Source organism: Aeromonas veronii bv. veronii (genome assembly GCF_000820225.1).
GTDB classification, from domain to species: domain Bacteria; phylum Pseudomonadota; class Gammaproteobacteria; order Enterobacterales; family Aeromonadaceae; genus Aeromonas; species Aeromonas veronii.
The window spans coordinates 84620-107376 of record NZ_CDDK01000043.1 but is presented as its reverse complement, the minus strand read 5'-3'; the positions used below and the strand labels follow the sequence as shown (position 1 = coordinate 107376).

The window sequence follows — 22757 nt, the reverse complement described above, 5'->3', positions numbered from 1 at the left end:
TTACGGGTTCTGCACCGAGCTGAGTTCGTTTTCTTTGGCGACTTCAAAATGGACGGACAAGAGGTGTGCCTCCTCATAAGCAAGCTGATCCAGCCAGCTGACGACCTGTTCGGCGAGACGAAGTGAGAGGGGGGAGATCTCTTCAAACAGGCTGAGGTCAACCTCCGGCAGGGGCTCGCCGCTGTGGGAGCGCCACACCATGGCTTTGACATGGGAGGCCAGCATCTGCCGTTGCACCTCGTTGGGGATGATGCCCTGTTCGGCCAGCAGGGGATAAATGCGCGCGAGGATATGATCGGTCTGGCGCAGCAACTCCGGGCTGTTCGGGGTCAGGGTCTGGTCGTGAGTCTCTGTTTGCAATGTCTGCTCTCCAAGGCTGGCAGAAGGTATGGCGTTACCCTAAGCCTGCGCGTCGATGTGGAGGAGGCAGCGTTTTTCCGATTCGAAGCGGAAATTCCTGAGGAAATGGCCCCGAAGTGATCGTTTGGATACTGAAAAGGCAAAAAGAGTGCTTATTGAAGCTGGTTTTGTGTGATCGGTAGCGCACTAATCAGGGGGCGGGGAGAGGGCAAGCGTTGTGGGAAACTGTGAGTCATCTCACGGTAAGCGACGTTGTCGAGGGGGCAGATATGGAAAAGGGCGGTTTCCCGCCCTTCTCATAAAAAGGAGTGACGCTAGCTGGCCTATGCGGCGCTCGAGCTGGCCGTTCTCTGCTGATAGCGCAGGTCTTCCTCTATGGTGACCACCACTTCCAGCGGCTTGCCGGAGCGGAATACCGAAATGGTCAGCTTGGTGCCGGGGCGGCTCTCGACAATCTTGTCCATGGCGCCGCGTACGCCACTGATGGCCTCTCCGTTGATCTTGAGCAGCACATCCCCTCGCTGGAGGCCGCCTTTGGCCGCCGGACCGTTGGGATCCAGACTCTCCACCACCAGACCACGCAGGTCGCCGAGGTTCATCATCCGCGCGACTATGGGGTTGATCTCGACACTGGAGATCCCGAGGTAGCCGCGGATCACCCGGCCGTTGGCGATCAGCTCATCCATGATCCGTTTTGCCAGCCGGTAGGGGATGGCGAAGCTGATGCCGTAGCTCTCCTGATTGCCGTTGAGGTGATAGGTGGCGGTGTTGATACCCACCAGATCGCCACGGCCGTTGACCAGCGCGCCACCCGAGTTGCCTTCGTTGATGGCGGCATCGGTCTGCAGCAGATCCTGACGGCCATTGCTGTCAGGTCCCATGCTGGAGAGGCCGGTACGGCCGGTCGCACTGATGATGCCCTGGGTGATGGTCTGGCCGACGTTGTAGGGGTTGCCGATGGCGAGCACCACATCCCCCACTTCTGGCAGTCGCTCCGGATCCTGCGGGATCACCGGCAGGTTGTCTGACTCGATATAGAGCACGGCGAGGTCGGTGAGCTGATCGGTACCGACCAGCTCGGCGCTGAAGACGCGGCCATCCTGCAATGCGACTATGATCTGGTCGGCATCGGCGATGACGTGGTAGTTGGTCAGTACATAGCCGCGCTGGTTCATGATGACGCCGGAACCCAGCCCTTGCGGGCGCAGTTCCCCCTGATTGCCCTGATTGGGGGCAAAGCTGCGGGTATAGATGTTGACGACAGCAGGGCCTGCCCGATGGGCGGCATAGGAGAAACTCAGTTCACGGGCATTGGTGATGATGCCGGGCAGTTGGGCACCACCGCGAAAATGGGGAAACAGCAGCAACAGCAGCGCCGCGACGGTCAATCCAAAACCGACAGACTTGCCCAAGTAACTGACTAAAGGGGGGATTTTCATGTCATTCTCATCCGTACAGGCTGCGCGCAGAGAATAACACTATCGATGGATAAAAATCACCCGCGGTGAAGGCCGCGGGTGATGGAGGGAGTGGCGAACAACCCGGGTGTTAGCGGATCACCAGATAGAGCGAGGAGTCGCCGCGCTGGATGTTGAGCGCCAGCACGTCAGGCTTGTTCTTGAGCGCCTTGGTCAGCTCGCCCAGGGTGTTGATGCGCAGGCGGTTGACCCCGATGATGATGTCACCCTTCTGCAGGCCGGAAGCGGCTGCCGGAGAGCGAGGATCAATGTCGGCCACCGCGACGCCGGAGACCGGGTCGGTAGTGGTGCTCAGCTTGGCCCCTTCCAGTGCCGGATGCAGCGCACTGGCGCGTACTTCGCTGTCATCGGCCTGCTTCAGGGTTACCTTGGCAGTTTGTGACTTGCCATCGCGGATCAGCCCCAGTTCGACCTGCTTGCCAGCGCCCATGGTGGCGATCTTGGCACGCAGCTCGCCGAAGGAGCGAACCGGTTTGCCATCGATGCTGACGATGATATCGCCGGCCTTGATGCCCGCCTTGTCGGCCGCCGAATCAGGCATGACCTGATTGACGAAGGCACCATCCTTCTTGTTGTAACCGAAGGTTTTGGCGATGTCGGAGGTGAGCTCGGTGCCGGTAATACCCAGCTGGCCGCGACGCACTTCACCGTACTTGACGATCTGCTCGGTCAGATCCCGCACCATGTTGGAGGGGATAGCAAAGCCGATGCCGATGTTGCCACCGTTCGGGCCCAGAATCGCGGTGTTGATACCGATCAGCTCGCCACGCAGGTTGAGCAGGGCGCCGCCGGAGTTACCGGAGTTGATGGCCGCATCGGTCTGGATGAAGTTCTCCAGATTCTCAATGTTGAGGCCGCTGCGGCCCAGCGCGCTGACAATACCGGAGGTGACGGTCTGACCCAGACCAAACGGGTTGCCGATGGCCAGCGCATAGTCACCCACCCGCAGCTCGTCGGAGTCGGCAAACTTGATCTGCACCAGATCCTCGGCCTTGATTTGCAGCAGAGCGATGTCGGACTGCTTGTCTTCACCGATCTTCTTGGCCGCGTACTCACGACCATCCTTCAGATTGACCTTGATCTCGTCCGCCTCGTGAACCACATGGGCGTTGGTGATCACGTAACCCTTCTTGGCATCGACGATGACACCGGAGCCGAGCGCCTGGAACGGCTGCTCGCTCACCTGTTCATCGGGCATGTTGGGGCCGAAGAAGAACTTGAACTGTTCCGGCAGACGCTGACGGGTAATTTTTTTGCCAGAAACCGAGATATTGACCACCGCCGGGGTGACCTGTTCGAGAACAGGCGCCAGGCTTGGCATCTCCTGATTTGAACCTAACAGGGAAGGCAGTGCAGCCTGAGCAGGGGCCGCAGACATGGCGATACCGACACTGAGGGCTAGCACACTGAGCATGGAAAGAGGTTTACGCATATGAAAAACAGCTCCCAGAAAAAGTTGCATTGCAATCGTCAAGGTCAGACCACGGGACTGGCCAATTAGTTCCGCGAGGAACTAGTTTGGTTGCTTGAGCAGTCCGGAAGAGGCGCCAGCATAGTCGCGAGGCGGAACGCCCGGCTCTTCTGCCACATTGGCAGGGGCTTCTTCTACCAATGACTCGCGGAACAGCGGTTCCTGCGCCTTGGCCAGGAATTTGCTCTGCTCGGCCATGTGGCGATAGAGGGTCTGATACTGCTCGGCCAGTTGCTCCATCAGGGCGGCACTGTCGGCGAAGTGGGTGTTGATCTGGCCCTGATAACTCTCGAGCTCCTTGTGGGCCTTCTTCAGTTCCTGTTCCAGACGGCCAGCATCGCGGCTACGTACCGAAAAACGGCCGAGAACGACACCGATAATCAAGGCCGCGACAGCCAGCAGGATCCCAGTTAACAGACTCATAGATGCTCCTTGTTACAGCTAAAACAGAGTGGGTTTATGCGGTCGTTATAACCGCCATGCCTTGATGGCACTATACCGTGCGTCCTGAGGCCGTGATACCATTTTGTCCTCGATTCAGGGACTTGGAGAGGCGCTCAAGGATGACACCGCAGCAAAAATACCAGCAGGATCTGCTGCGCCCCGGCTTTGTGGCCGACCCCGCACAGGGGATGGCCATTAGCAGGCTGGAGCGACTGTATCAGGATTTGCTACGGCGCCCGACTCCGACCAGATCTCGAGGGCTGCTGGGTTGGCTGCAAAAGCCCAAGCCGCCGGAGCCCGTCCTGGGTATCTATATGTGGGGCGGAGTGGGCCGAGGCAAGACCTGGCTGATGGATACTTTTTTCGACAGCCTGCCGGGGACGCGCAAGATGCGCAGCCATTTCCACCGCTTCATGCACCGCATTCACGATGAACTGCAGGGGCTGAGCGGGCAGTCCGATCCCCTCAAGCTGGTGGCCAGCAAGCTTGCCAGCGAGACAGATATCATCTGTTTCGATGAATTTTTCGTCTCCGATATTACCGATGCCATGTTGCTGGGCACGCTGTTTCAGGAGCTGTTTGGTCACGGTGTTGTGCTGGTCGCCACTTCAAATATTCCGCCGCAGGATCTTTATCGCAACGGGCTGCAGCGAGCCCGTTTTCTGCCAGCTATCGAGCTAATCGAGCGTCATTGCGAGGTACTTAACGTAGATGGCGGTATCGACTATCGTCTGCGTACGCTGGAACAAGCCGAGATTTATCACTGCCCGCTGGATTTGCAGGCAAAAGCCAATCTTGACCACTATTTTCAGCAATTAAGCGGTGGGCACACGGCTTGCGAGGGGGCGTTTGAGGTCAATCATCGTCAGCTGGCGTCGCTCGGGGTGGGGGAAGGGGTGCTCTATATGGAATTTGAGCAACTTTGTTGTACTCCCCGCTCCCAGAACGACTATATCGAGCTGGCCAGGCTGTTCCATACCGTTCTGCTGGCCAATGTGCAACCAATGGGCACAGGCACGGATGACGCGGCTCGCCGCTTCATTGCCATGGTTGATGAGTTCTACGAACGGCACGTCAAACTCATCATGTCGGCGGCGGTTCCCATGACAGAACTCTACGGCGAAGGGCTGCTGAATTTCGAATTCAAACGCTGTCTTTCGCGGCTTCAGGAAATGCAATCGCACGAATACCTTGCCAGAGTGCACCTTCCTTAGTCACAATACCGCGCCTGCCAGTCGGATGGGCATCTGCGGCAGGTAGGGCCGGGCGACATTTGCTGGTTTCATGGCAGTGAAATTAGCAGGTGATATTTAAGGCAACTTCACTTATAATCGCCCGGCCCACGTTACAGCTGTCGATAAGACAGCAACACTTTAAGCTTTACTTGTATTCGAAGGGGTACAGGTAGGCCATCGTTTGTTGTTTGTGGGAGAGCCCCCATAAGCAATTGGGTCTGTAACAGGTAATTGGGTTTAACTTAATGAAAACTTTCGTTGCCAAGCCAGAAACCGTAAAACGTGACTGGTACATTGTGGACGCAGAAGGTAAAACTCTGGGTCGTATCGCAACCGAGATCGCTGCTCGTCTGCGTGGTAAGCACAAAGCTGAGTACACTCCGCACGTTGACACCGGTGATTACATCATCGTTGTAAACGCTGAGAAGGTACACGTAACCGGTAAGAAATTTACCGACAAAATGTACCACGCTCACTCCGGTTTCCCGGGTGGTATCAAGTCAATCAGCTTCGACAAGCTGATTCAGCGTAAACCGGAAATGGTAATCGAAGCAGCCGTCAAAGGCATGCTGCCGAAAGGTCCTCTGGGCCGTGCCATGTTCCGTAAACTGAAAGTTTACGCAGGCGCCGAGCATGCTCATGCTGCTCAGCAACCTCAAGTACTGGATATCTAATCGGGAACTGGCAACATGGCAGAAAATCAATACTACGGTACCGGCCGTCGCAAAAGCTCCACTGCTCGCGTATTTATCAAAGCGGGTAGCGGCAAGATCGTAATCAACCAGCGCTCCCTGGAGCAGTACTTCGGCCGTCCGACTGCCCGCATGGTAGTTCGTCAGCCGCTGGAACTGGTTGAGATGACCGAGAAACTGGACCTGTACATCACCGTTAACGGTGGTGGCATCTCCGGTCAAGCTGGTGCGATCCGCCACGGTATCACTCGTGCTCTGATGCAGTACGACGAAACCCTGCGTTCCGAACTGCGTAAAGCTGGCTTTGTTACTCGTGATGCCCGTAAGGTTGAGCGTAAGAAAGTTGGTCTGCACAAAGCTCGTAAGCGTCCGCAGTACTCCAAGCGTTAATTCGCTTTTGGTACTCACTCTTTCGAGTGTCAAAAAAGCCTGGCGGTTGCCAGGCTTTTTTTATTGGTAATATTACCGACATCAATGCTAACCACGCGTCACAAAAGACAAAAAATTGTTTCTTTATTGTTTTCATTGCTCACCGCTCTTTCTTGTCAAGTTGTTATCTTTTCTTTAAAATTTCCCCTGTTTTCTGTGGCAATTGTAAATCCAGCTTCCGCCGCTGTTGTCACGGGAAAAATGGGGAACAGGGACACTATAAGAATGTGCGGAGTCCACATGGGAGAGTTTTTGGATGAGCAATGCGCCAGTTGATACCGGTCGCCGCAGATTTCTTACCTGGTCAACGGTTGCCGTTGGTGGGGTAGGAGCTGCGTTTACCGCAGTGCCGTTTATAAAGTCATGGAATCCGAGCGCCAAGGCCAAAGCAGCCGGTGCGCCGGTTGAAGTCGATATCAGCAAGTTGGAACCGGGTCAGCTCATCCGTGTCGAGTGGCGAGGCAAGCCTGTCTGGGTGGTGAAACGCACCAAACAGACGCTGGATGCCTTGGCTGCACATGATGACAAGCTGCGGGATCCCTCATCTGAAGAGCCGCAGCAGCCTGACTATGCCCATAACGGGTACAGATCGATCAAGCCCGAAATTTTTGTCGCGGTCGGTATTTGCACCCACTTGGGGTGTTCACCTTCCTATCTGCCTGATAGCTTTGGCGAGCAGGTGCAGGGCGTTACGTCCGGCTTCTTCTGCCCGTGTCATGGCTCCAAGTTCGACATGGCCGGCCGTGTGTTCCAGGGGGTGCCTGCACCGCTGAACCTGGTCATTCCGCCCTATCAATTCATTAATGACACCACCATCCAGGTCGGTGCCGATGGCAAGGAGGCCTGACCATGTTGAGTAAACTGATGGGCTGGATCGATTATCGATTCCCGCTCACGGCCATGTACAACGACCACATGGCCAAGTATCCGGCACCGAAGAACCTGAACTTCTGGTACTTCTTCGGCTCGCTGGCCATGCTGGTGCTGGTCAACCAGATCATCACCGGTATCTGGCTGACCATGAACTACAACCCCTCCGCGGAAGGTGCGTTTGCCTCCGTGGAGTACATCATGCGCGATGTGGAGTACGGCTGGCTGCTGCGTTACATGCACTCAACCGGTGCGTCTGCATTCTTCATCGTGGTCTACATGCACATGTTCCGCGGCATGATCTATGGCTCTTATCAGAAGCCTCGTGAACTGCTGTGGATTTTCGGCATGCTGATCTTCCTGGTGCTGATGGCAGAAGCCTTTATGGGCTACTTGTTGCCCTGGGGCCAGATGTCATTCTGGGGTGCTCAGGTCATCATCTCGCTGTTTGGCGCCATTCCGGTCATCGGTGACGATCTGACCCTGTGGATCCGCGGTGACTACGTGATCTCCGGTGCGACCCTGAACCGCTTCTTCGCGTTGCACGTCATCGCGTTGCCGCTGGTGCTGGTGATGCTGGTTGCCATGCACATTCTGGCGCTGCACGAAGTGGGTTCCAACAACCCGGATGGTATCGACATCAAGAAGCACAAGGACGAGAACGGCTGGCCGCTGGATGCGGTGGCGTTCCACCCTTACTTCACCGTCAAGGATATGATCGGTGTGGCTGGCTTCCTGTTCTTCTTCTGCGCCATCATCTTCTTCAAGCCGGATATGTGGGGTTACTTCCTCGAGAAACCGAACTTTGAAGTGGCTAACGGTCTGAAAACTCCGGAGCACATTGCGCCTGTGTGGTACTTCACGCCGTTTTACGCCATTTTGCGGGCGGTGCCGGACAAGCTGCTTGGCGTCATCATGATGGGTCTCTCCATCGTGGTACTGTTCCTGCTGCCGTGGCTGGATCGCTGCAAGGTGCGCTCAGTGCGTTATCGCAGCATGCTGCACAAGCTGAACATTGCCCAGTTTGTGGTCTGCTTCATCATCTTGGGGGTGTTGGGGGTGCTGCCATCGACGCCGACGTTGACGCTGGTTGCCCAGATCTGTTCACTGGGATATTTCGGGTTCTTCGTCCTGCTGTTCTTCTATAGCAAGAATGAAAGCACCAAGCCGCTGCCGGAGAGGGTGACATTTAAATGAAAAGAATAATATTTGCAGTGCTGACCCTGCTGCCATCTCTGGTATTTGCAAGTGGCGGAGCTGTTCATCTGGACAAAGCCAATTACGATCTGAGTGATAAGGCATCGCTGCAACGCGGCGCTGCCACCTTCATGAACTATTGCGCCGGATGCCACTCTACCCAGTATCAGCGTTATAACCGGGTTGCAGAAGATCTCGGGATCCCCGAAGATTTGATGAAAGAGAACCTGATTTTCACCGGCGCAAAGGTCGGTGACCTGATGAAGAGCGCCATGTCAGAGAAGGATGCCGCCAAGTGGTTTGGTGCGCCGCCCCCCGATCTGACTCTGGTTGCCCGGGTGCGCGGTGCAGACTGGATCTACACCTATCTGCGTTCCTTCTACGTGGATGAGACCCGTCCGTTCGGGGTGAACAACGCCGTGTTCCCGTCCGTGGGCATGCCCCATGTGCTGGAGCCGTTGCAGGGAACCCCCCGTGCAGAGTTCGCTACTCACACGGTTGACGGAGTGGAAACCCAACAGGTTGTCAGCATCAAATCTGACGGTAATGGTGAAATGGATGACGAAGAGTATGATCAGACGGTACTGGATCTGGTAAACTTCTTGGTCTACTCGGCTGAACCGGTACAACAGGAGCGTGAACGCATGGGCTTCTGGGTGCTTGGTTTCATCGTGATCTTCTTCATCTTCACTGTGCTGTTGAAGAAGGAATTCTGGCGCGACGTTCACTAAGCGACCAGATACGGGTAATATAATGCACGGCAATGAAGACCAAGATGCTTCATTGCCGTTTCTGCTTTTTAATGACGGGAGGGTTCAATGGCTGTAGCTGCCAATAAGCGTTCGGTAATGACGCTGTTTTCCGGTGCCAACGATATGTTCAGCCATCAGGTGCGTATTGTCCTGGCGGAGAAGGGTGTTAGCGTAGATATCTGCCAGGTTGATCCAGCCAATCTGCCGGATGAGCTGGCCGAGCTGAACCCGTACAACTCTGTACCGACCCTGGTTGATCGTGAGCTGGCACTCTACACCTCGCGCATCATCATGGAGTATCTGGACGAGCGCTTCCCGCATCCGCCCCTGATGCCTGTTTACCCGGTTGCCCGCGGTAACAGCCGTCTGATGATGCACCGCATCGAGCTGGACTGGTACTCCCTGGCCGACAAGATCATGGCCGGTACCGATGCTGAAGCGGCACGCAACGAACTGCGTGACAACCTGCTTGCCATCGCGCCGATCTTCGGTGAAATGCCCTATTTCATGAGCGAAGAGTTCGGTCTGGTGGATTGCTACATGGCACCGCTGCTGTGGCGTCTGCCGAGCCTTGGCATCGACCTGACCGGTCGTGGCGCCAAAGAGCTGAAGGCTTACATGGTTCGTCTGTTCGAGCGTGAGTCCTTCCAGGCTTCCCTGACCGAAGCCGAACGCGAGATCCGTGCTGGCGTATGAGCATGGAACCGACAATGACACCGAGCCGCCCGTACTTGTTACGGGCGTTCTTTGACTGGTTGCTGGACAACGATCTGACCCCTCATCTGGTGGTCAATGTCAACATTCCCCATGTGATGGTGCCGATGCAGTTTGCTCAGGACGGGCAAATTGTACTGAATATCGCACCCCGAGCCGTGATGCAATTTCACATGGATAACGAGGCTATCAGCTTCAGTGCCCGCTTTGGCGGGGTCTCCCAGCAGGTCTATATCCCGATGGCAGCCGTACTGGCTATCCATGCCCGGGAGAACGGCGTGGGCACCATGTTCCCGCCCGAGCCGGGTTACGATATCTGGCTGGAGCAGGCTGAAGCGCCGGTGGAGCCTGAGCCGGAACCGCCGCGTCCAAGCGGTCGTCCGACCCTGAAGGTGATCAAATAAAAAAACGCAGCCGATTGGCTGCGTTTTTTTATGTGCGGTCGAGCTTAGTTCTGGGCGAATTCGAAGGCCTTGATCACGCGCTTCACGCCGGTGACATGGCGGGCGATGTTGACTGCCTGCTCTCCCTCCTGGCGAGTCACCAGACCAATCAGGAATACCTCGCCGTTCTCGGTGACCACCTTGACCTTGGTGCTGTCGAAGTTCTTGGTGCCGAACATGTCGGCTTTCACCTTGGAGGTGATCCAGGAGTCATTGCTGCGAGTGGTGAAACTGGCAGGTTGGCCGATGCGCAATTCGTTGTAGACGTGGCGAACCCCTTCGATGCGACTGACAATTTTGCCCGCCTCAATCTTGTAAACGTCAGAAGGTGTCTGTCCGACCAGCAGGACGCGGCCATTGTTGCTGTAGACGCTGATCTTGCTGGCTGCGCTGAGCGGCTTGTTGTCGGCCAGCAGATTGGCCGCTTTCAACTCGATGGTCTGGTCATCCCATTGCGCGCCCAGCGTTCGGCGATCGCCAGAGGCCTTGGCAGTCCCTGCGGCGCCGCCAACAACCAGAGCTGCGCAGCCTTGCAGCAGCAGGGTGCTAACCAGCAGACCGAGCAGGATAGTATGCTTTTTCATGGTTTCAATCTTCCTGTTGCGGGAAAAGAGTCTGGTCGATGAGATCACACAGGCAGTGCAGGGTCAACAGGTTCACTTCCAGAATGCGAGGGCGACGGGCGGAGGGAACACGGATCTCCACATCGTTCGGGCCGAGCAGACCTGCCATTTCGCCACCGTCACCCCCGCTCAGCACCACTATGGTCATGTCGCGGGAGAGGGCAGCCTCGGCGGCCTTGATCAGGCTGCGGCTGTGGCCGGAGGTGGTGATGACCACCAGAATGTCGCCAGGCTGGCCCAGCGCGCGGATCTGCTTGGCGTAGACCTCTTCAAAACCGTGATCGGTGGCGATGGCGCTGATGGTCGCCATGTCCGGGGTCAGGGCCATGCCGGGCAGGGAGGGGCGCTGGGTCTCGTAGCAGTTGACCAGCTCGGAGATGAACAGTTGCGCCAGTGCGGCAGAAGGACCGTTACCGCATGCCAGCACCTTGTGGCCATTGAGCAGGCAGATGGTGATCATCTGGGCTGCAGTATGGATGGCATCCGGCAGCGCCTCGGCGGCGGCTATCTTGGTCTGGATGCTTTCGGTGTAGTTCTCTTTGATGCGGTCAGTCATAGGGTCCTCTTAAAATGCGTTCTGGATCCAGGCTGGCTGGTCGCCCTCGAACGCAATCACATCGAATCGGCAGGCCTGATTGGCCTCGTTGATGGCATGTTGCTTCAAATAGTGGCGCGCTGCCAGCATGATCTTGTGCTGTTTGCTGCGGGTGACCGAGCTGGCGGCCCCGCCATGGCTGCCGGTGGCCCGGTAGCGCACCTCAACAAACACCAGGGTCTGGCCCTGGTGCATGATGAGATCTATTTCACCGCCACGACAGCGGTAGTTGCGAGCTACCGGTTGCAGGCCCCTAGCCTGCAACCAGCGTTCAGCGACTTGTTCAAAGTGCTGTCCCTTGCTCGTTGGTGAGGGGAACAGGCTCGGCAACTGCTGGCGCATCCGTTTCCATAGTTCCTTCATTGGAGGGCTCCTCCAGTTGCTGAACGGCGTTCTCGTCGACCAGTTTGCCGTTCTGGTAAGTACCCCAGCTCAGCATCCGCACGATATTGCCCTGGGCATCCACGCTCAGCTGACCGCTCATGCCGGCCTGCTGCATGCCACCCACCTTGCGCATCTGCTGCAGGTTCTCAGCCAGGCTGACGGCATCGTAGCCCATGGCAAACAGACGCAGCAGGTCACCCTGGGTCTGCGGCCAGAGTAGGGCGATCTGCTCGCGCTGTTTCTCGTAGCCACCCAGCAGCAGCGGCATATCGGCGATATGCATGCCGTTGAGCTCGGAGGCGACCTCGGTGGCTGCGCTGTCGTAGCCACGGGAGCTGGTATAGATGGGCAGGCTTCCCATCGGATTGACCGAGACATCCACGTAGGGCTTGATCATCCGGGTTTCCAGGCTGTTGGCCACCACATAAACGGCATCGATGCTGCGCGGTGCGGCATCAGAGAGTTGCACTACCTCGCCAGCACGGGCGGTAGAGCGGCCGCTCAGGGCATTCTTGACCATCCCCTGTACTTCGTTGCGGGCACCGAAGGTGGCAACGACCGGCTTATCCTGGCTCAGGGTAGCCCAGCTCTGCTCGAACGCCTTGATACTGCTGTAACCGATCCGACCCTGGGCGGCGATCAGCAGCGGTTTGCGGTAGCCCTGGGTGTAGAGGTATTGGGCTGCCTGCGCGGCATCTGCGGCTGCAGAGAGGGAGAAGTAGTAGGTGGTGTCGTTGACGACCGGCTTGTCCAGCTCGTTGAGCGCCAGTACCGGTACGGTCGGATTGGCCTTGAGCAGCTCCTCGACCCGATCTTTCAGCAGCGGGCCGATGATCATGTCTGCCCCTTCCTGAATCGCCTGCTTATAAAGATCGCCGGTCGACTTGCTCTGGGTGTCGTAGAAGTTCAGGGTGAATTGCCCCTGATTTTCCTTATAAGACATCAGCATACCGTTACGGATGGCAGCGCCCTGCGGCTCCAGATTACCGGAGAGGGGCAGCAGCACAGCGATCTGTTGCACCGAGGTGCTGGCAGTTGCGGCGAGATCACCCAATCCTGCCGGCATATCTTTCTGGGCCGGATGGTTGGGGAAGTCGCGCTTCCAGCCTGCCAGCTGGCGGGCCAGCAGGTTCGGCTGGGCGCCAAACTCGTTGACCAGTGCCGCCAGTCGCAACCAGCCGGTGGTCACATCAGGGGCAGGTGCCTCTTCCAGCGCTTGCAGGGTGGAAGGGGTCATGCTTTTGAGCAACGACCAGATTTGCTGATGGTTGGTCGCCTGCTCGCTCTGATTGAGGTAGGGCTCCAGTGCAATCAACGACTTGGCTGCGCCAAACTTGTTGTTGATGTCGAGCTGCAGCACGACGCGCTGGCGATACCAATCCTTTTGGGTATCGGCATCCAGCACCACCTCGGGTTTGCCTTCCAGCAGGATCAGCGCCTGATTGGCGTGGCCTTGCGCCAGCAACAGATGGGCTTGCAGCAGTTGCAACTGCGCCTTCTGAACGGGATCCTTGGCCTGCTTCTGCAATTGCTGGAACAGTGCCGAGGCCGGTTTGGCCTGGCCCAGCGCCAGATAGCTGCGTGCCGCCAGCATCTGCCAAGTAAAGGCTTCGGCCGGCTTGGCCGGGTCCACCTGCTCAAGATACCACTGGGCATTCTTGGTCAGATTGGAGAACGCTGAGGGCATGCCTGACTGCCCTGACGGTTGATTGGGCTCCGACGCACAGGCGGCGAGCAGTACTGCCGCGAGTATGATGCCGAAGAGTCGTGATACACTTAGCTGCTTTGTAACCCGGTTCAAGTTCATTCCCCGACCAGTGTTGAAGTTCCCCATAGTGTAAACGGGCCAATATGGCGACACAATTGTCGGGGCACTCGGAGATCCCATGAGTGACATCCCAACCCTGTATATAGTCCCCACTCCGATCGGCAATCTGACGGACATCACCCAGCGTGCATTGGACATTTTACGCAGTGTCGATCTGGTGGCAGCCGAAGATACCCGTCATACCGGTATCCTGCTCAGCCACTACCAAATCTCGGTGCCGACCTTCGCCCTGCACGATCACAACGAGCAGCAGAAAGCCGATGTGCTGATCGGCCGGATCAAAGAGGGCAAGAGTGTTGCGCTGGTCTCCGATGCCGGCACCCCGCTCATCAGCGACCCCGGTTATCACTTGGTCACCCGCTGTCGTGAAGCCGGGGTCAAGGTGGTGCCGCTGCCCGGTCCCTGTGCCGCCATCACCGCCCTGAGCGCGGCCGGTCTGCCCACCGATCGCTTTGCCTTTGAGGGCTTCCTGCCCGCCAAGAGCAAGGGACGTGACGATCGCCTGCAAGCCGTTATTGAAGACACCCGCTCGCTGGTGTTCTACGAATCCCCGCGCCGTGTGCAGGATACAGTGGAAGCGATTGCTCGCATTCTCGGTGAGCGTCAGGTGGTGGTGTGCCGCGAGCTGACCAAGACCTTCGAGTCGATCCACGGTCTGCCAGCGTCCGAAATGCTGACCTGGCTTGGTGAGGATGACAACCGCTGCCGCGGCGAGATCGTGCTGGTCGTGGCTGGCGCCGCCAAAGAAGAAGAGGATCTGCCAGCCGAGGCGATCCGTACTCTGGGTCTGCTGGTGGCCGAGTTGCCACTGAAAAAAGCGGCCGCCCTGACCGCCGAGATCCACGGTGTGAAGAAGAATGCCCTCTACAAATACGGTCTCGAGCACTATTGAGCCGATGAAATAGGCCAGTAGACTTTTTTCTGACCTGTGCAATCCCCCGAACCGGCGAGCATTCAGTCTGTAAACGATGGCCAAAGCGCGATAAATGGCTGTAAACGGGAATTGCCGGTTTACCCCGTGCGTATCGCAAGGCTATAATCCGCGCCTCGGAGTTGGCTGGGCAATCGCTGCTTCGTCGTTGTGTCCCTCGGGACAGACGGGCGGAGGGGAGGAAAGTCCGGGCTTCACAGGGCAGGGTGCCAGGTAACGCCTGGGGGGCGTGAGCCTACGACCAGTGCAACAGAGAGCAGACCGCCGATGGCCCGCAAGGGATCAGGTAAGGGTGAAAGGGTGCGGTAAGAGCGCACCGCGCGACTGGCAACAGTTCGTGGCACGGTAAACTCCACCCGAAGCAAGACCAAATAGGCCCCTATTGGCGCGGCCCGCGTTGGGGGCGGGTAGGTTGCTTGAGCCAGCGAGCGATTGCTGGCCTAGAGGAATGATTGCTACCCGGGGCAACCCGGTACAGAACCCGGCTTACAGGCCGACTCCGACCTCATTCCGAAGAGCCCCGCGATTTATCGCGGGGCTCTTTTTTATGCATGAGAAAATATGGCTTCGTTGGCAGGATATTCTCGGCCTTGTCATTTTGAATGAAATTATATGTTTTAAATCAATCGAATAGTTTCGTATTTGGCACGATGGCAGCGATAGATGGTGATAGAACCCGGGATGGTTGTTCGCACCCGCATATTGTGTGTGTTCTCAGTTCATTCACTTATTTCAATTAATCACCAGAGTTTAACGCCAAATAACTTGTGGAAAATCAACCTACTCAATCCGCAGCATGCAATTGCTGCGTCAATATGTTCCCTCTGTCCCATCTCCTTGCTTGAAAAGCCCCCTGCACGTCCTTAAACTTCAAGGTGGGGAAAAGTGGATCAAAGTGGTTTTTAGAGGGGCAATCTGCCTGCTCACTCACCTTCAGGGACTGCAATTTGTTGCGTGGCGCTCATGCCATCAGCCTGGACAGTAAAGGGCGGCTGGCAATTCCGACCAAATTCCGTGATTGGCTGCGCGATGAAAGCGACGGCCAGCTGGTCTGCACCATCGATATTGCCCATCCCTGTTTGCTGCTTTATCCCCTGAATGAATGGGAAGAGGTCGAGCGCAAGCTCAAGACTCTCTCCAGCATGAATCCGCAAGAGCGCCGCTTGCAGCGACTGCTGCTGGGACATGCAACCGAATGCGAGCTGGATGGCAATGGCCGTCTGCTGCTCAGCCAGCCACTGCGCAACCATGCGGGGCTGGACAAGAAAATCATGCTGGTGGGCCAGCTCAACAAGTTTGAGCTGTGGGATGAAGCCCGCTGGCAACAACAGGTCAATGACGACATCTTGGGTCTGCCCGGGGACGATTGGGCAAGCTCACCACGACTACAGGATTTCTCTTTATAAATGACCCAAGCCGCTGAACACATCACAGTGCTGCTGCACGAAGCCGTTGAAGGTCTGGCCATCAAGCCGGACGGTGTCTACGTCGACGGTACTTTTGGCCGTGGTGGTCATTCTCGTCTGATCCTGCAGCACCTTGGCCCCAATGGCCGCCTGATCGCCATCGACCGCGATCCCCAGGCGATCGCCGAAGCGGCCAAGATCCAGGATCCCCGCTTCGAAATCGTGCACGGCCCCTTCTCCGGCATCGCCTCCTATCTGGATGAGCGCGGTTTGCTGGGCAAGGTGGATGGCTTCCTGCTGGATCTGGGGGTCTCTTCACCCCAGCTGGATGATGCCGAGCGCGGCTTCAGCTTTATGAAAGATGGTCCGCTCGATATGCGGATGGACCCCACCTCCGGTCAGAGCGCCGCCGAGTGGCTGGCCAAGGCCGATGTGGATGACATCGCCTGGGTGCTGAAGACCTTCGGTGAGGAGCGTTTTGCCAAGAAGATCGCCCGCGCCATCGTGCATGACCGTGTGACCGAGCCTTATGTGCGTACCCGTCAACTGGCGGAGATGATTGCCCGGGTCAATCCGAGCAAGGAGAAGGGCAAGCATGCGGCAACCCGCAGTTTCCAGGCCATTCGCATCTATATCAACAGCGAGCTGGACGAGATCGAAACCGCACTCAACGGTGCGCTGGAGGTGCTGGCACCACATGGCCGTCTGTCAGTGATCAGCTTCCATTCGCTGGAAGACCGCTTGGTAAAGCATTTCATCCGCAAGCACGAGAAGGGGCCGGAAGTGCCTTACGGCATTCCGTTGACCGAGGCCCAGCTGGCTGGCGGTCGCAAATTGAAGTCGGTCGGCAAGGCACTCAAGCCTTCTGATCATGAAGTATCTGAAAACAGCCGGTCACGCAGCTCGGTGCTGCGGGTTGCCGAACGGTTGGCGGAGTAAGCGATGAGCGAAGTGCGTGTTCATCTGGCCAAGGAGATCGTTGCCGATCTCTGGCGGCACAAGCTGCAGATTTTTCTGTCGGTCGCCGTGCTGGTGACCGCGTTTGCCGTGATCCTGGTGACCAACATGACCCGTGGTCTGACGGCCAAGCAGAACGATCTGATGGCAGAAGAGGATCGCCTCAATATCGAATGGCGCCACCTGCTGCTGGAGCAGGGCACCCTGGCTGAACACTCCCGGGTAGCGAGTCTGGCGATGGACAAGTTGCAGATGGGTCGTCCGCTGGTGACCACCGAGAAGGTAATTACCCAACCATGAAACGCAAGGCTACAGCCAAAGCTGCCAAAGCGAATGTCAAAGCGCCATCGATCTATCCGTGGCGCTTTCGCACGCTTGCGGTGTTTATCGGCATCGCGTTTGTGGGTCTGATCCTGCGTCTGGCCTGGATCCAGGTGATCAATCCGGATCGTCTGCGTCAGGAAGGGGATATGCGTTCCCTGCGTACCACCTCTACCCAGGCGGTGCGCGGCATGATCACCGATCGCAACGGCGAGCAGCTGGCGGTTTCTGTGCCGGTCGAAGCTGTCTGGGCCGATCCCAAGACGGTGCATGAATCTGGTGCCATCAATAATGAGCGCGCCTGGCTGGCGCTCTCCGCCGTGCTCAAGCTCGACATCAATACCCTCAAACACCGCATCGCCAACCCCAGCAAACGCTTCGTCTATCTGCAGCGTCAGGTTACTCCTGCGGTGGCGGAATATATCAAGGGGCTCAAGCTGGGGGGCGTCTACCTGCGCCCCGAAGCACGCCGCTTCTACCCGACCGGCGAGATCAGCGCCCATCTGGTGGGGGTAACCAACATCGATGGCAGCGGTATTGAAGGGATCGAGCGCAGCTACAACGAGTGGCTGACGGCGACACCCGGCGAAATGCGGGTGCGCAAGGATCGTCAGGGGCGCGTCATCGAGCGGCTTGGCATCGTCAAAGAGGGCAAGAACGCCAACGATCTGCAGCTCAGTATCGATCAGCGGGTGCAGGCTCTGGCCTACCGAGCCCTCAAGCGGGCAACCGACGAGAACAAGGCGACCTCCGGCTCCATGGTGATGCTGGATATCAAGACCGGTGAAGTGCTCGCCATGGTCAACACCCCCTCCTATAACCCGAACAACCGCGGCCAGTATCAGAGCTTCCGGGTACGCAACCGGGTGGTGACTGATACCTACGAGCCGGGTTCGACCGTCAAGCCATTGATTTTGCTCAGCGCCTTGCAGGCAGGTGTCACCAGCTGGAAAGATTTCATTCCCGGTGGTCCGCTCTTTATCGGTGCCAAGCAGATCAAGGACGTTAGTATCCACAAGGCGACCAACCTCTACGATATCCTGCGTTACTCCTCCAACATCGGTATGTCGCGTATCGCGCTGCGGATGCCGGCGCAGGAGATGATCAATACCCTCAGCATGTTCGGTTTCGGCATGGATACCGGCAGCGGGCTGATGGGCGAGAGCAGCGGCATGCTGCCCCAGCGTCGTCGCTGGTCCGATATCGAGCGAGCAACCCTCTCGTTCGGTTATGGTCTGCGAGTCACCCCGCTGCAGCTGGCTTCCGCCTACGCCACCCTGGCCAACAAGGGCAAACGGGTGCCGCTCTCCATCGTCAAGGTGACTACGCCGCCCAAGGGTGAGCAGGTTATCGATCACAACAACGCCGCTGCCATGTTGCAGGCGCTGGAGTATGTGGTCGACAACGCCATTCCAAAAGCCAAGATCCCGGGCTATCGGGTCGGTGGCAAGAGTGGTACCGCCAAGGTCGCCGTCGCCGGTGGCTATGGCAAGGATTACATGGCCTGGTTTGCCGGTTTCGCACCCGCCAGTGATCCCCGTTTCGTCATGGTGGTGGTGATCAACGAGCCAAAAGGCAGCGCCTATTATGGCGGCGCCGTGGCGACCCCACCGTTTGCAGAGGCCATGGGCGGGGTGCTGCAGCTCTTCAATATTCGTCCCGATGCGGTGCCGCCAGCGGTGCCCACCAAACTTGCCCGTACGGAGGCTTCTCTTGTCCCGCGCACTTGATGCATTACTGCGCCCCTTCGGTATCCAGGCGCCGGCGCTCACCCTGACCGATATCCAGCTGGATAGTCGGCGGGTTGGCCCCGGCTCGCTTTTCGTGGCCATTCGTGGTCATCAGGTGGATGGCAGACGGTTTATCGAACAGGCGGTGGCTCAGGGAGCGACCGCTGTTGTGTTTGAGGAGGATGGTGAATTTATCCCGCCATCGACTCCGGTTCCCTGTATCGGGATGCGGGATCTGCCCGCTCACCTCTCTGCTCTTGCGGGCTATTTCTACGATCAGCCAGCCCAAAAATTGGATCTGGTCGGGATCACCGGCACCAACGGCAAGAGCACTACAGCACTGCTGGTCGCCAACTGGCGCACCCTGCTGGGTGGCAAGGCGGGTGTGATGGGCACCATCGGCAACGGCCTGTTTGGCAATTTGATCGAAGCGGAAAATACCACCGGCAGTGCCGTTCAGGTGCAAGCCAATCTGGCTGCGCTGCAAGCGCAGGGGGCGGATCTGGTGGCTATGGAGGTCTCCAGCCATGGTCTGGTGCAGCATCGTGTTGCCGCACTGCCGTTTGCCGCTGCCGTTTTCACCAACCTGAGCCGGGATCACCTCGACTACCACGGCACCATGGAAGCCTATGGCGCGGCCAAAGAGCAGTTGCTGCAACTGGTCGATGAGTCGAATGCAGTGATCAACCGCGATGACGAGCTGGGTGCCAAGTGGCTCGAAAAGTACCCGGCAGCGGTGGCGTTCAGCGTTAATGGCCCGATTGAACACCATTCTGGCCGTCAATTAACGGCGCAGCAGCTTGATTTTCACCAGCAAGGTTTTCGCGCGCAGATTAACTCAAGCTGGGGGAATGGTGTATTATCCGCCCCCTTGCTCGGGCGCTTCAACGTCAGCAATGTGCTGGCCGCGATGGGCGTGATGCTGGTGCTTGGTTACGACTTCAACGAGCTGCTGGCAACTGCCCCGAAATTGCAGCCAGTGACCGGTCGCATGGAGTGTTTCGGCGGTGGCGATACGCCGCTGGCGGTGGTCGATTACGCCCACACCCCGGATGCGCTGGAGAAGGCATTGCAGGCCCTGCGGGTGCACTGCACAGGCCAGCTCTGGTGCCTGATCGGTTGTGGTGGCGACCGCGATCGCGGCAAGCGCCCCATGATGGCCGCCATGGCCGAGCAGTATGCGGATCGCGTGATCCTGACCGACGACAATCCCCGTACCGAGGAGCCGGCCCGGATCATGGCCGACATGGTGGCGGGTCTTCGCGATCCTGCTGCGGTGCAGGTGGAGCATGACCGGGTCAAGGCGATTGCGCTGGCCATCGGTCAGGCGAGCAAACAGGACATCATCCTGGTGGCCGGTAAGGGTCACGAGGATTATCAGATCATTGGAACCGACAAGCGGCACTACAGCGACCGGGAAACCGTTGCGGCCGCCTTGCACACATTATTGGAGTCATTCAAATGATGACCCTCAGGCTTGCCGAGCTGGCTCAGGTACTCGATGCCCGTCTGATTGGTGACGACGGCGAGATCACCGTCGTCAGTACCGACACCCGCACTCTGGGCGCGGGTGCCCTGTTCGTTGCTCTGCGCGGCGAGCGCTTCGATGCCCACGATTTTTGCGAGCAGGCCGTTCAGGCAGGGGCCTCTGCCCTGCTGGTCGAGCGTGAGCTGCCGCTGGCCATCCCCCAGCTGGTGGTGACCGACAGTCTGAAAGGACTGGGCCGACTCGGCAAGCTGGTACGCGAGCGCATCAACCCGAAAGTGCTGGCCATTACCGGCAGCTGCGGCAAGACCACGGTGAAGGAGATGGCAACCGCCATCCTGCGCAACGAAGGGGAAGTGCTGGCCACCGCTGGCAACTTCAACAACGAGGTGGGCGTGCCGCTCACCCTGCTGCGCCTCGAACCGCAACACAAGTTTGCGGTGATGGAGCTGGGTGCCAACCATCCGGGCGAAATCGCCTGGACTACTTCACTGGCCAAACCCGATGCCGCCATCATCAACAACGTGGCGGCGGCCCATCTGGAGGGCTTCGGCTCGCTGGAAGGGGTGTTCCACGCCAAGAGCGAAATCTTTGAGGGGCTGAGCGAGGGTGGCACCGCCATCGTCAACGCCGACAATGAATTCTGGCCGAAGTGGCGGGAACGCGGCATTCAGTGCGCCTTCTCCATCGAAGGTCAGAGCCAACCGTTCCATGCGCGCAACCTTGTGCTCAACGAGCGAGGCTGCGCCGAGTTCGTGATGGTGACCCCGCAGGGCGAGCTGAGCCTGACTCTGGCGATCCCGGGTCGCCACAACGTGGCCAACGCACTGGCTGCTGCCGCGGGCTGCCTGGCCCTCGGCGCATCCCTCGGCTCCGTCAAGGCGGGGCTGGAACAGATGGCACCGGTCAAGGGGCGCTTCTGCGTCCAGCGCTGGGGTGGTCTGACTCTGGTGGATGATACCTACAATGCCAGTGTGGAGTCCGTGCTGGCGGGCATCGATGCCCTGACCGCCATGGGCGGCTTCAAGGTGCTGGTGTTCGGTGATATGCGGGAACTGGGTGAGGAGTCTGCCGAGCAACACGCCCGGGTTGGCCGTCATGCCCGCGAGCGCGGTCTGGATGCCGTGCTGACAGTGGGGGAAGAGAGTCGCCACACCGCAGATGCCGCGGCTGGCCGACATTTCGATAACAAGGCGTCGTTGTTTGAAGTGCTTGCGCAAATGATAAATACACATCAGGAAATTTCGATTCTGGTCAAGGGGGCCCGTGGCTCCCGCATGGAAGATATCGTCGAGATGGTCAAAGGCCATCAGGAGTCAGCCACATGCTAGTCTGGCTGGCCGAACTGCTCACCCCGCACTTCACCTTCTTCAACGTCTTCTCCTACCTGACGTTTCGCGCCATCCTGTCGATCATCACCGGACTGGGGGTTGCCCTCTGGATGGGGCCACGCCTGATACGTCGCCTGCAGATCCTGAAGTTTGGTCAGGTGATCCGCAACGACGGTCCCGAGTCCCACCTCAGCAAGCGGGGCACCCCGACCATGGGTGGCCTGATGATTATTGCTGCGATTTTCACGTCTGTGCTGCTCTGGTGCCGCCTCGACAACCCCTATGTCTGGCTGGTGCTGTTTGTGCTGGGAGCCTATGGCGCCATCGGCTTTGCCGATGACTACCTCAAGGTGGTGCGCAAGAACACCGACGGCCTGATCGCACGCTGGAAGTATTTCTGGCAATCCGCGGTAGCGCTGGCGGTGGCGGTGTTCCTCTATGCGACCGCAACCCATGAGGGGCAGACCCAGCTGGTGGTGCCTTTCCTCAAGGATGTGATGCCGCAGCTTGGCCTGATGTTTATCGTGCTGACCTACTTTGTCATCGTCGGTACCTCCAATGCGGTCAACCTGACCGACGGTCTCGATGGCCTGGCCATCATGCCGACCGTGATGGTGGCGGGGGGCTTTGCCCTGATCGCCTGGGCTACCGGTAACGTCAACTTTGCCAGCTACCTGCACATTCCCTACGTGCCCTATACCTCCGAGCTGGTGATCGTCTGTACCGCCATTGTCGGGGCGGGTCTGGGTTTCCTCTGGTTCAATACCTATCCGGCGCAGGTCTTTATGGGGGACGTTGGTTCCCTGGCGCTGGGCGGCGCGCTCGGCACCATCGCCGTGTTGGTCCGTCAGGAGTTCCTGCTGGTGATCATGGGCGGCGTCTTCGTGATGGAGACCGTCTCGGTGATCCTGCAGGTGGGTTCATACAAGCTGCGCGGCGTGCGGATCTTCCGCATGGCGCCGATCCATCACCACTACGAGAAGAAGGGCTGGCCGGAGCCGCGCGTCATCGTGCGCTTCTGGATCATCACCCTCGTGCTGGTGCTGCTGGGTCTTGCCACCCTGAAGGTGAGGTAAGGCC

The 22757-nt window shown here is 58.3% G+C and carries 24 protein-coding genes and 1 other RNA gene; 17 read left to right on the top strand and 8 right to left on the bottom strand.

Translation table 11 applies throughout. The features are described 5' to 3' along the window. From BN1139_RS18720 to BN1139_RS18705, 4 genes are all read right to left on the bottom strand, one after another. On the bottom strand, positions 1-360 hold the full coding sequence (locus BN1139_RS18720) for a transcriptional regulator (RefSeq protein WP_005355140.1): 360 nt from the start codon (positions 358-360) through the stop codon (positions 1-3). A 323-nt stretch (positions 361-683) separates the two neighbouring features. Continuing rightward, on the bottom strand, positions 684-1799 hold the full coding sequence (gene degS, locus BN1139_RS18715) for an outer membrane-stress sensor serine endopeptidase DegS (RefSeq protein ID WP_005355139.1): 1116 nt from the start codon (positions 1797-1799) through the stop codon (positions 684-686). Between the two features lie 109 nt (positions 1800-1908). After that, complete coding sequence (locus BN1139_RS18710) at positions 1909-3270, bottom strand: Do family serine endopeptidase (protein WP_005336295.1); 1362 nt, start codon at positions 3268-3270, stop codon at positions 1909-1911. A gap of 81 nt (positions 3271-3351) precedes the next feature. Beyond that, on the bottom strand, positions 3352-3732 hold the full coding sequence (locus tag BN1139_RS18705) for a Z-ring associated ZapG family protein (RefSeq protein WP_005355138.1): 381 nt from the start codon (positions 3730-3732) through the stop codon (positions 3352-3354). Between the two features lie 140 nt (positions 3733-3872). On the opposite strand from BN1139_RS18705, the gene zapE reads away from it, so the two are divergent. From zapE to BN1139_RS18665, 8 genes are all read left to right on the top strand, one after another. Next, the gene (gene zapE / locus BN1139_RS18700; protein ID WP_005355128.1) at positions 3873-4967 is read left to right on the top strand and encodes a cell division protein ZapE; all 1095 of its coding nucleotides are present in this window, start codon (positions 3873-3875) and stop codon (positions 4965-4967) included. A 266-nt stretch (positions 4968-5233) separates the two neighbouring features. Next, complete coding sequence (gene rplM, locus BN1139_RS18695; protein ID WP_005336289.1) at positions 5234-5662, top strand: 50S ribosomal protein L13; 429 nt, start codon at positions 5234-5236, stop codon at positions 5660-5662. Between the two features lie 15 nt (positions 5663-5677). Beyond that, positions 5678-6070 carry a 30S ribosomal protein S9 gene (rpsI, locus tag BN1139_RS18690; RefSeq protein WP_005336286.1) on the top strand — a complete coding sequence of 131 codons (393 nt, stop codon included), beginning with the start codon at positions 5678-5680 and terminating at the stop codon, positions 6068-6070. Positions 6071-6365: 295 nt separating this feature from the next. Further along, positions 6366-6956, top strand: a complete 591-nt coding sequence (gene petA / locus BN1139_RS18685; RefSeq protein WP_005336284.1) for a ubiquinol-cytochrome c reductase iron-sulfur subunit — start codon at positions 6366-6368, stop codon at positions 6954-6956. 2 nt (positions 6957-6958) lie between these two features. Continuing rightward, on the top strand, positions 6959-8176 hold the full coding sequence (locus BN1139_RS18680) for a cytochrome b (RefSeq protein WP_005336282.1): 1218 nt from the start codon (positions 6959-6961) through the stop codon (positions 8174-8176). Then, on the top strand, positions 8173-8907 hold the full coding sequence (locus tag BN1139_RS18675) for a cytochrome c1 (protein WP_005336280.1): 735 nt from the start codon (positions 8173-8175) through the stop codon (positions 8905-8907). Before BN1139_RS18680 ends, BN1139_RS18675 begins: the two co-directional genes overlap by 4 nt. An 87-nt stretch (positions 8908-8994) precedes the next feature. Next, positions 8995-9624, top strand: a complete 630-nt coding sequence (gene sspA, locus BN1139_RS18670) for a stringent starvation protein SspA (RefSeq protein ID WP_005336279.1) — start codon at positions 8995-8997, stop codon at positions 9622-9624. Further along, positions 9621-10046: a ClpXP protease specificity-enhancing factor gene (locus tag BN1139_RS18665; protein WP_005336278.1), complete on the top strand. Its 426-nt coding sequence runs from the start codon at positions 9621-9623 to the stop codon at positions 10044-10046. The genes sspA and BN1139_RS18665 overlap by 4 nt, the downstream gene beginning before the upstream one ends. A 44-nt stretch (positions 10047-10090) precedes the next feature. Here BN1139_RS18665 and dolP read toward each other — a convergent pair whose 3' ends face one another. The 4 genes from dolP to BN1139_RS18645 are packed head-to-tail and all read right to left on the bottom strand — an operon-like array spanning position 10091 to position 13374. Continuing rightward, the gene (dolP, locus tag BN1139_RS18660; RefSeq protein ID WP_005336277.1) at positions 10091-10669 is read right to left on the bottom strand and encodes a division/outer membrane stress-associated lipid-binding lipoprotein; all 579 of its coding nucleotides are present in this window, start codon (positions 10667-10669) and stop codon (positions 10091-10093) included. 4 nt (positions 10670-10673) lie between these two features. Further along, positions 10674-11264, bottom strand: coding sequence for a D-sedoheptulose-7-phosphate isomerase (locus tag BN1139_RS18655; RefSeq protein WP_005336275.1), 591 nt, complete (start codon positions 11262-11264; stop codon positions 10674-10676). A gap of 9 nt (positions 11265-11273) precedes the next feature. Continuing rightward, on the bottom strand, positions 11274-11645 hold the full coding sequence (locus tag BN1139_RS18650) for a YraN family protein (protein ID WP_005355127.1): 372 nt from the start codon (positions 11643-11645) through the stop codon (positions 11274-11276). Continuing rightward, complete coding sequence (locus BN1139_RS18645; RefSeq protein WP_005355126.1) at positions 11587-13374, bottom strand: penicillin-binding protein activator; 1788 nt, start codon at positions 13372-13374, stop codon at positions 11587-11589. Before BN1139_RS18645 ends, BN1139_RS18650 begins: the two co-directional genes overlap by 59 nt. 199 nt (positions 13375-13573) lie before the next feature. On the opposite strand from BN1139_RS18645, the gene rsmI reads away from it, so the two are divergent. The 9 genes from rsmI (at position 13574) to mraY (ending at position 22753) form a co-directional block, all read left to right on the top strand. Next, a complete protein-coding gene (gene rsmI / locus BN1139_RS18640) occupies positions 13574-14407 on the top strand; it encodes a 16S rRNA (cytidine(1402)-2'-O)-methyltransferase (RefSeq protein WP_005355125.1) in 834 nt (277 codons plus the stop codon). Between the two features lie 157 nt (positions 14408-14564). Continuing rightward, positions 14565-14951, top strand: an RNA gene (gene rnpB / locus BN1139_RS20660) — RNase P RNA component class A. A gap of 442 nt (positions 14952-15393) precedes the next feature. Beyond that, the gene (gene mraZ, locus BN1139_RS18635; protein WP_013723406.1) at positions 15394-15852 is read left to right on the top strand and encodes a division/cell wall cluster transcriptional repressor MraZ; all 459 of its coding nucleotides are present in this window, start codon (positions 15394-15396) and stop codon (positions 15850-15852) included. Beyond that, complete coding sequence (gene rsmH, locus BN1139_RS18630) at positions 15853-16791, top strand: 16S rRNA (cytosine(1402)-N(4))-methyltransferase RsmH (protein WP_005336168.1); 939 nt, start codon at positions 15853-15855, stop codon at positions 16789-16791. It begins immediately after the preceding gene. Between the two features lie 3 nt (positions 16792-16794). Beyond that, positions 16795-17109: a cell division protein FtsL gene (ftsL, locus tag BN1139_RS18625; RefSeq protein WP_005336166.1), complete on the top strand. Its 315-nt coding sequence runs from the start codon at positions 16795-16797 to the stop codon at positions 17107-17109. After that, positions 17106-18860 (top strand): peptidoglycan glycosyltransferase FtsI, encoded by a 1755-nt coding sequence (locus tag BN1139_RS18620; protein WP_005336163.1) that lies wholly within the window; start codon positions 17106-17108, stop codon positions 18858-18860. The genes ftsL and BN1139_RS18620 overlap by 4 nt, the downstream gene beginning before the upstream one ends. Further along, entirely contained in the window at positions 18793-20325 is a 1533-nt protein-coding gene (gene murE / locus BN1139_RS18615) for a UDP-N-acetylmuramoyl-L-alanyl-D-glutamate--2,6-diaminopimelate ligase (protein ID WP_041980836.1), read from the top strand. The genes BN1139_RS18620 and murE overlap by 68 nt, the downstream gene beginning before the upstream one ends. After that, positions 20322-21677, top strand: coding sequence for a UDP-N-acetylmuramoyl-tripeptide--D-alanyl-D-alanine ligase (locus BN1139_RS18610; protein ID WP_013723408.1), 1356 nt, complete (start codon positions 20322-20324; stop codon positions 21675-21677). Before murE ends, BN1139_RS18610 begins: the two co-directional genes overlap by 4 nt. Next, positions 21671-22753 carry a phospho-N-acetylmuramoyl-pentapeptide-transferase gene (mraY, locus tag BN1139_RS18605; RefSeq protein WP_005356635.1) on the top strand — a complete coding sequence of 361 codons (1083 nt, stop codon included), beginning with the start codon at positions 21671-21673 and terminating at the stop codon, positions 22751-22753. The genes BN1139_RS18610 and mraY overlap by 7 nt, the downstream gene beginning before the upstream one ends. Positions 22754-22757: the final 4 nt, after the last annotated feature.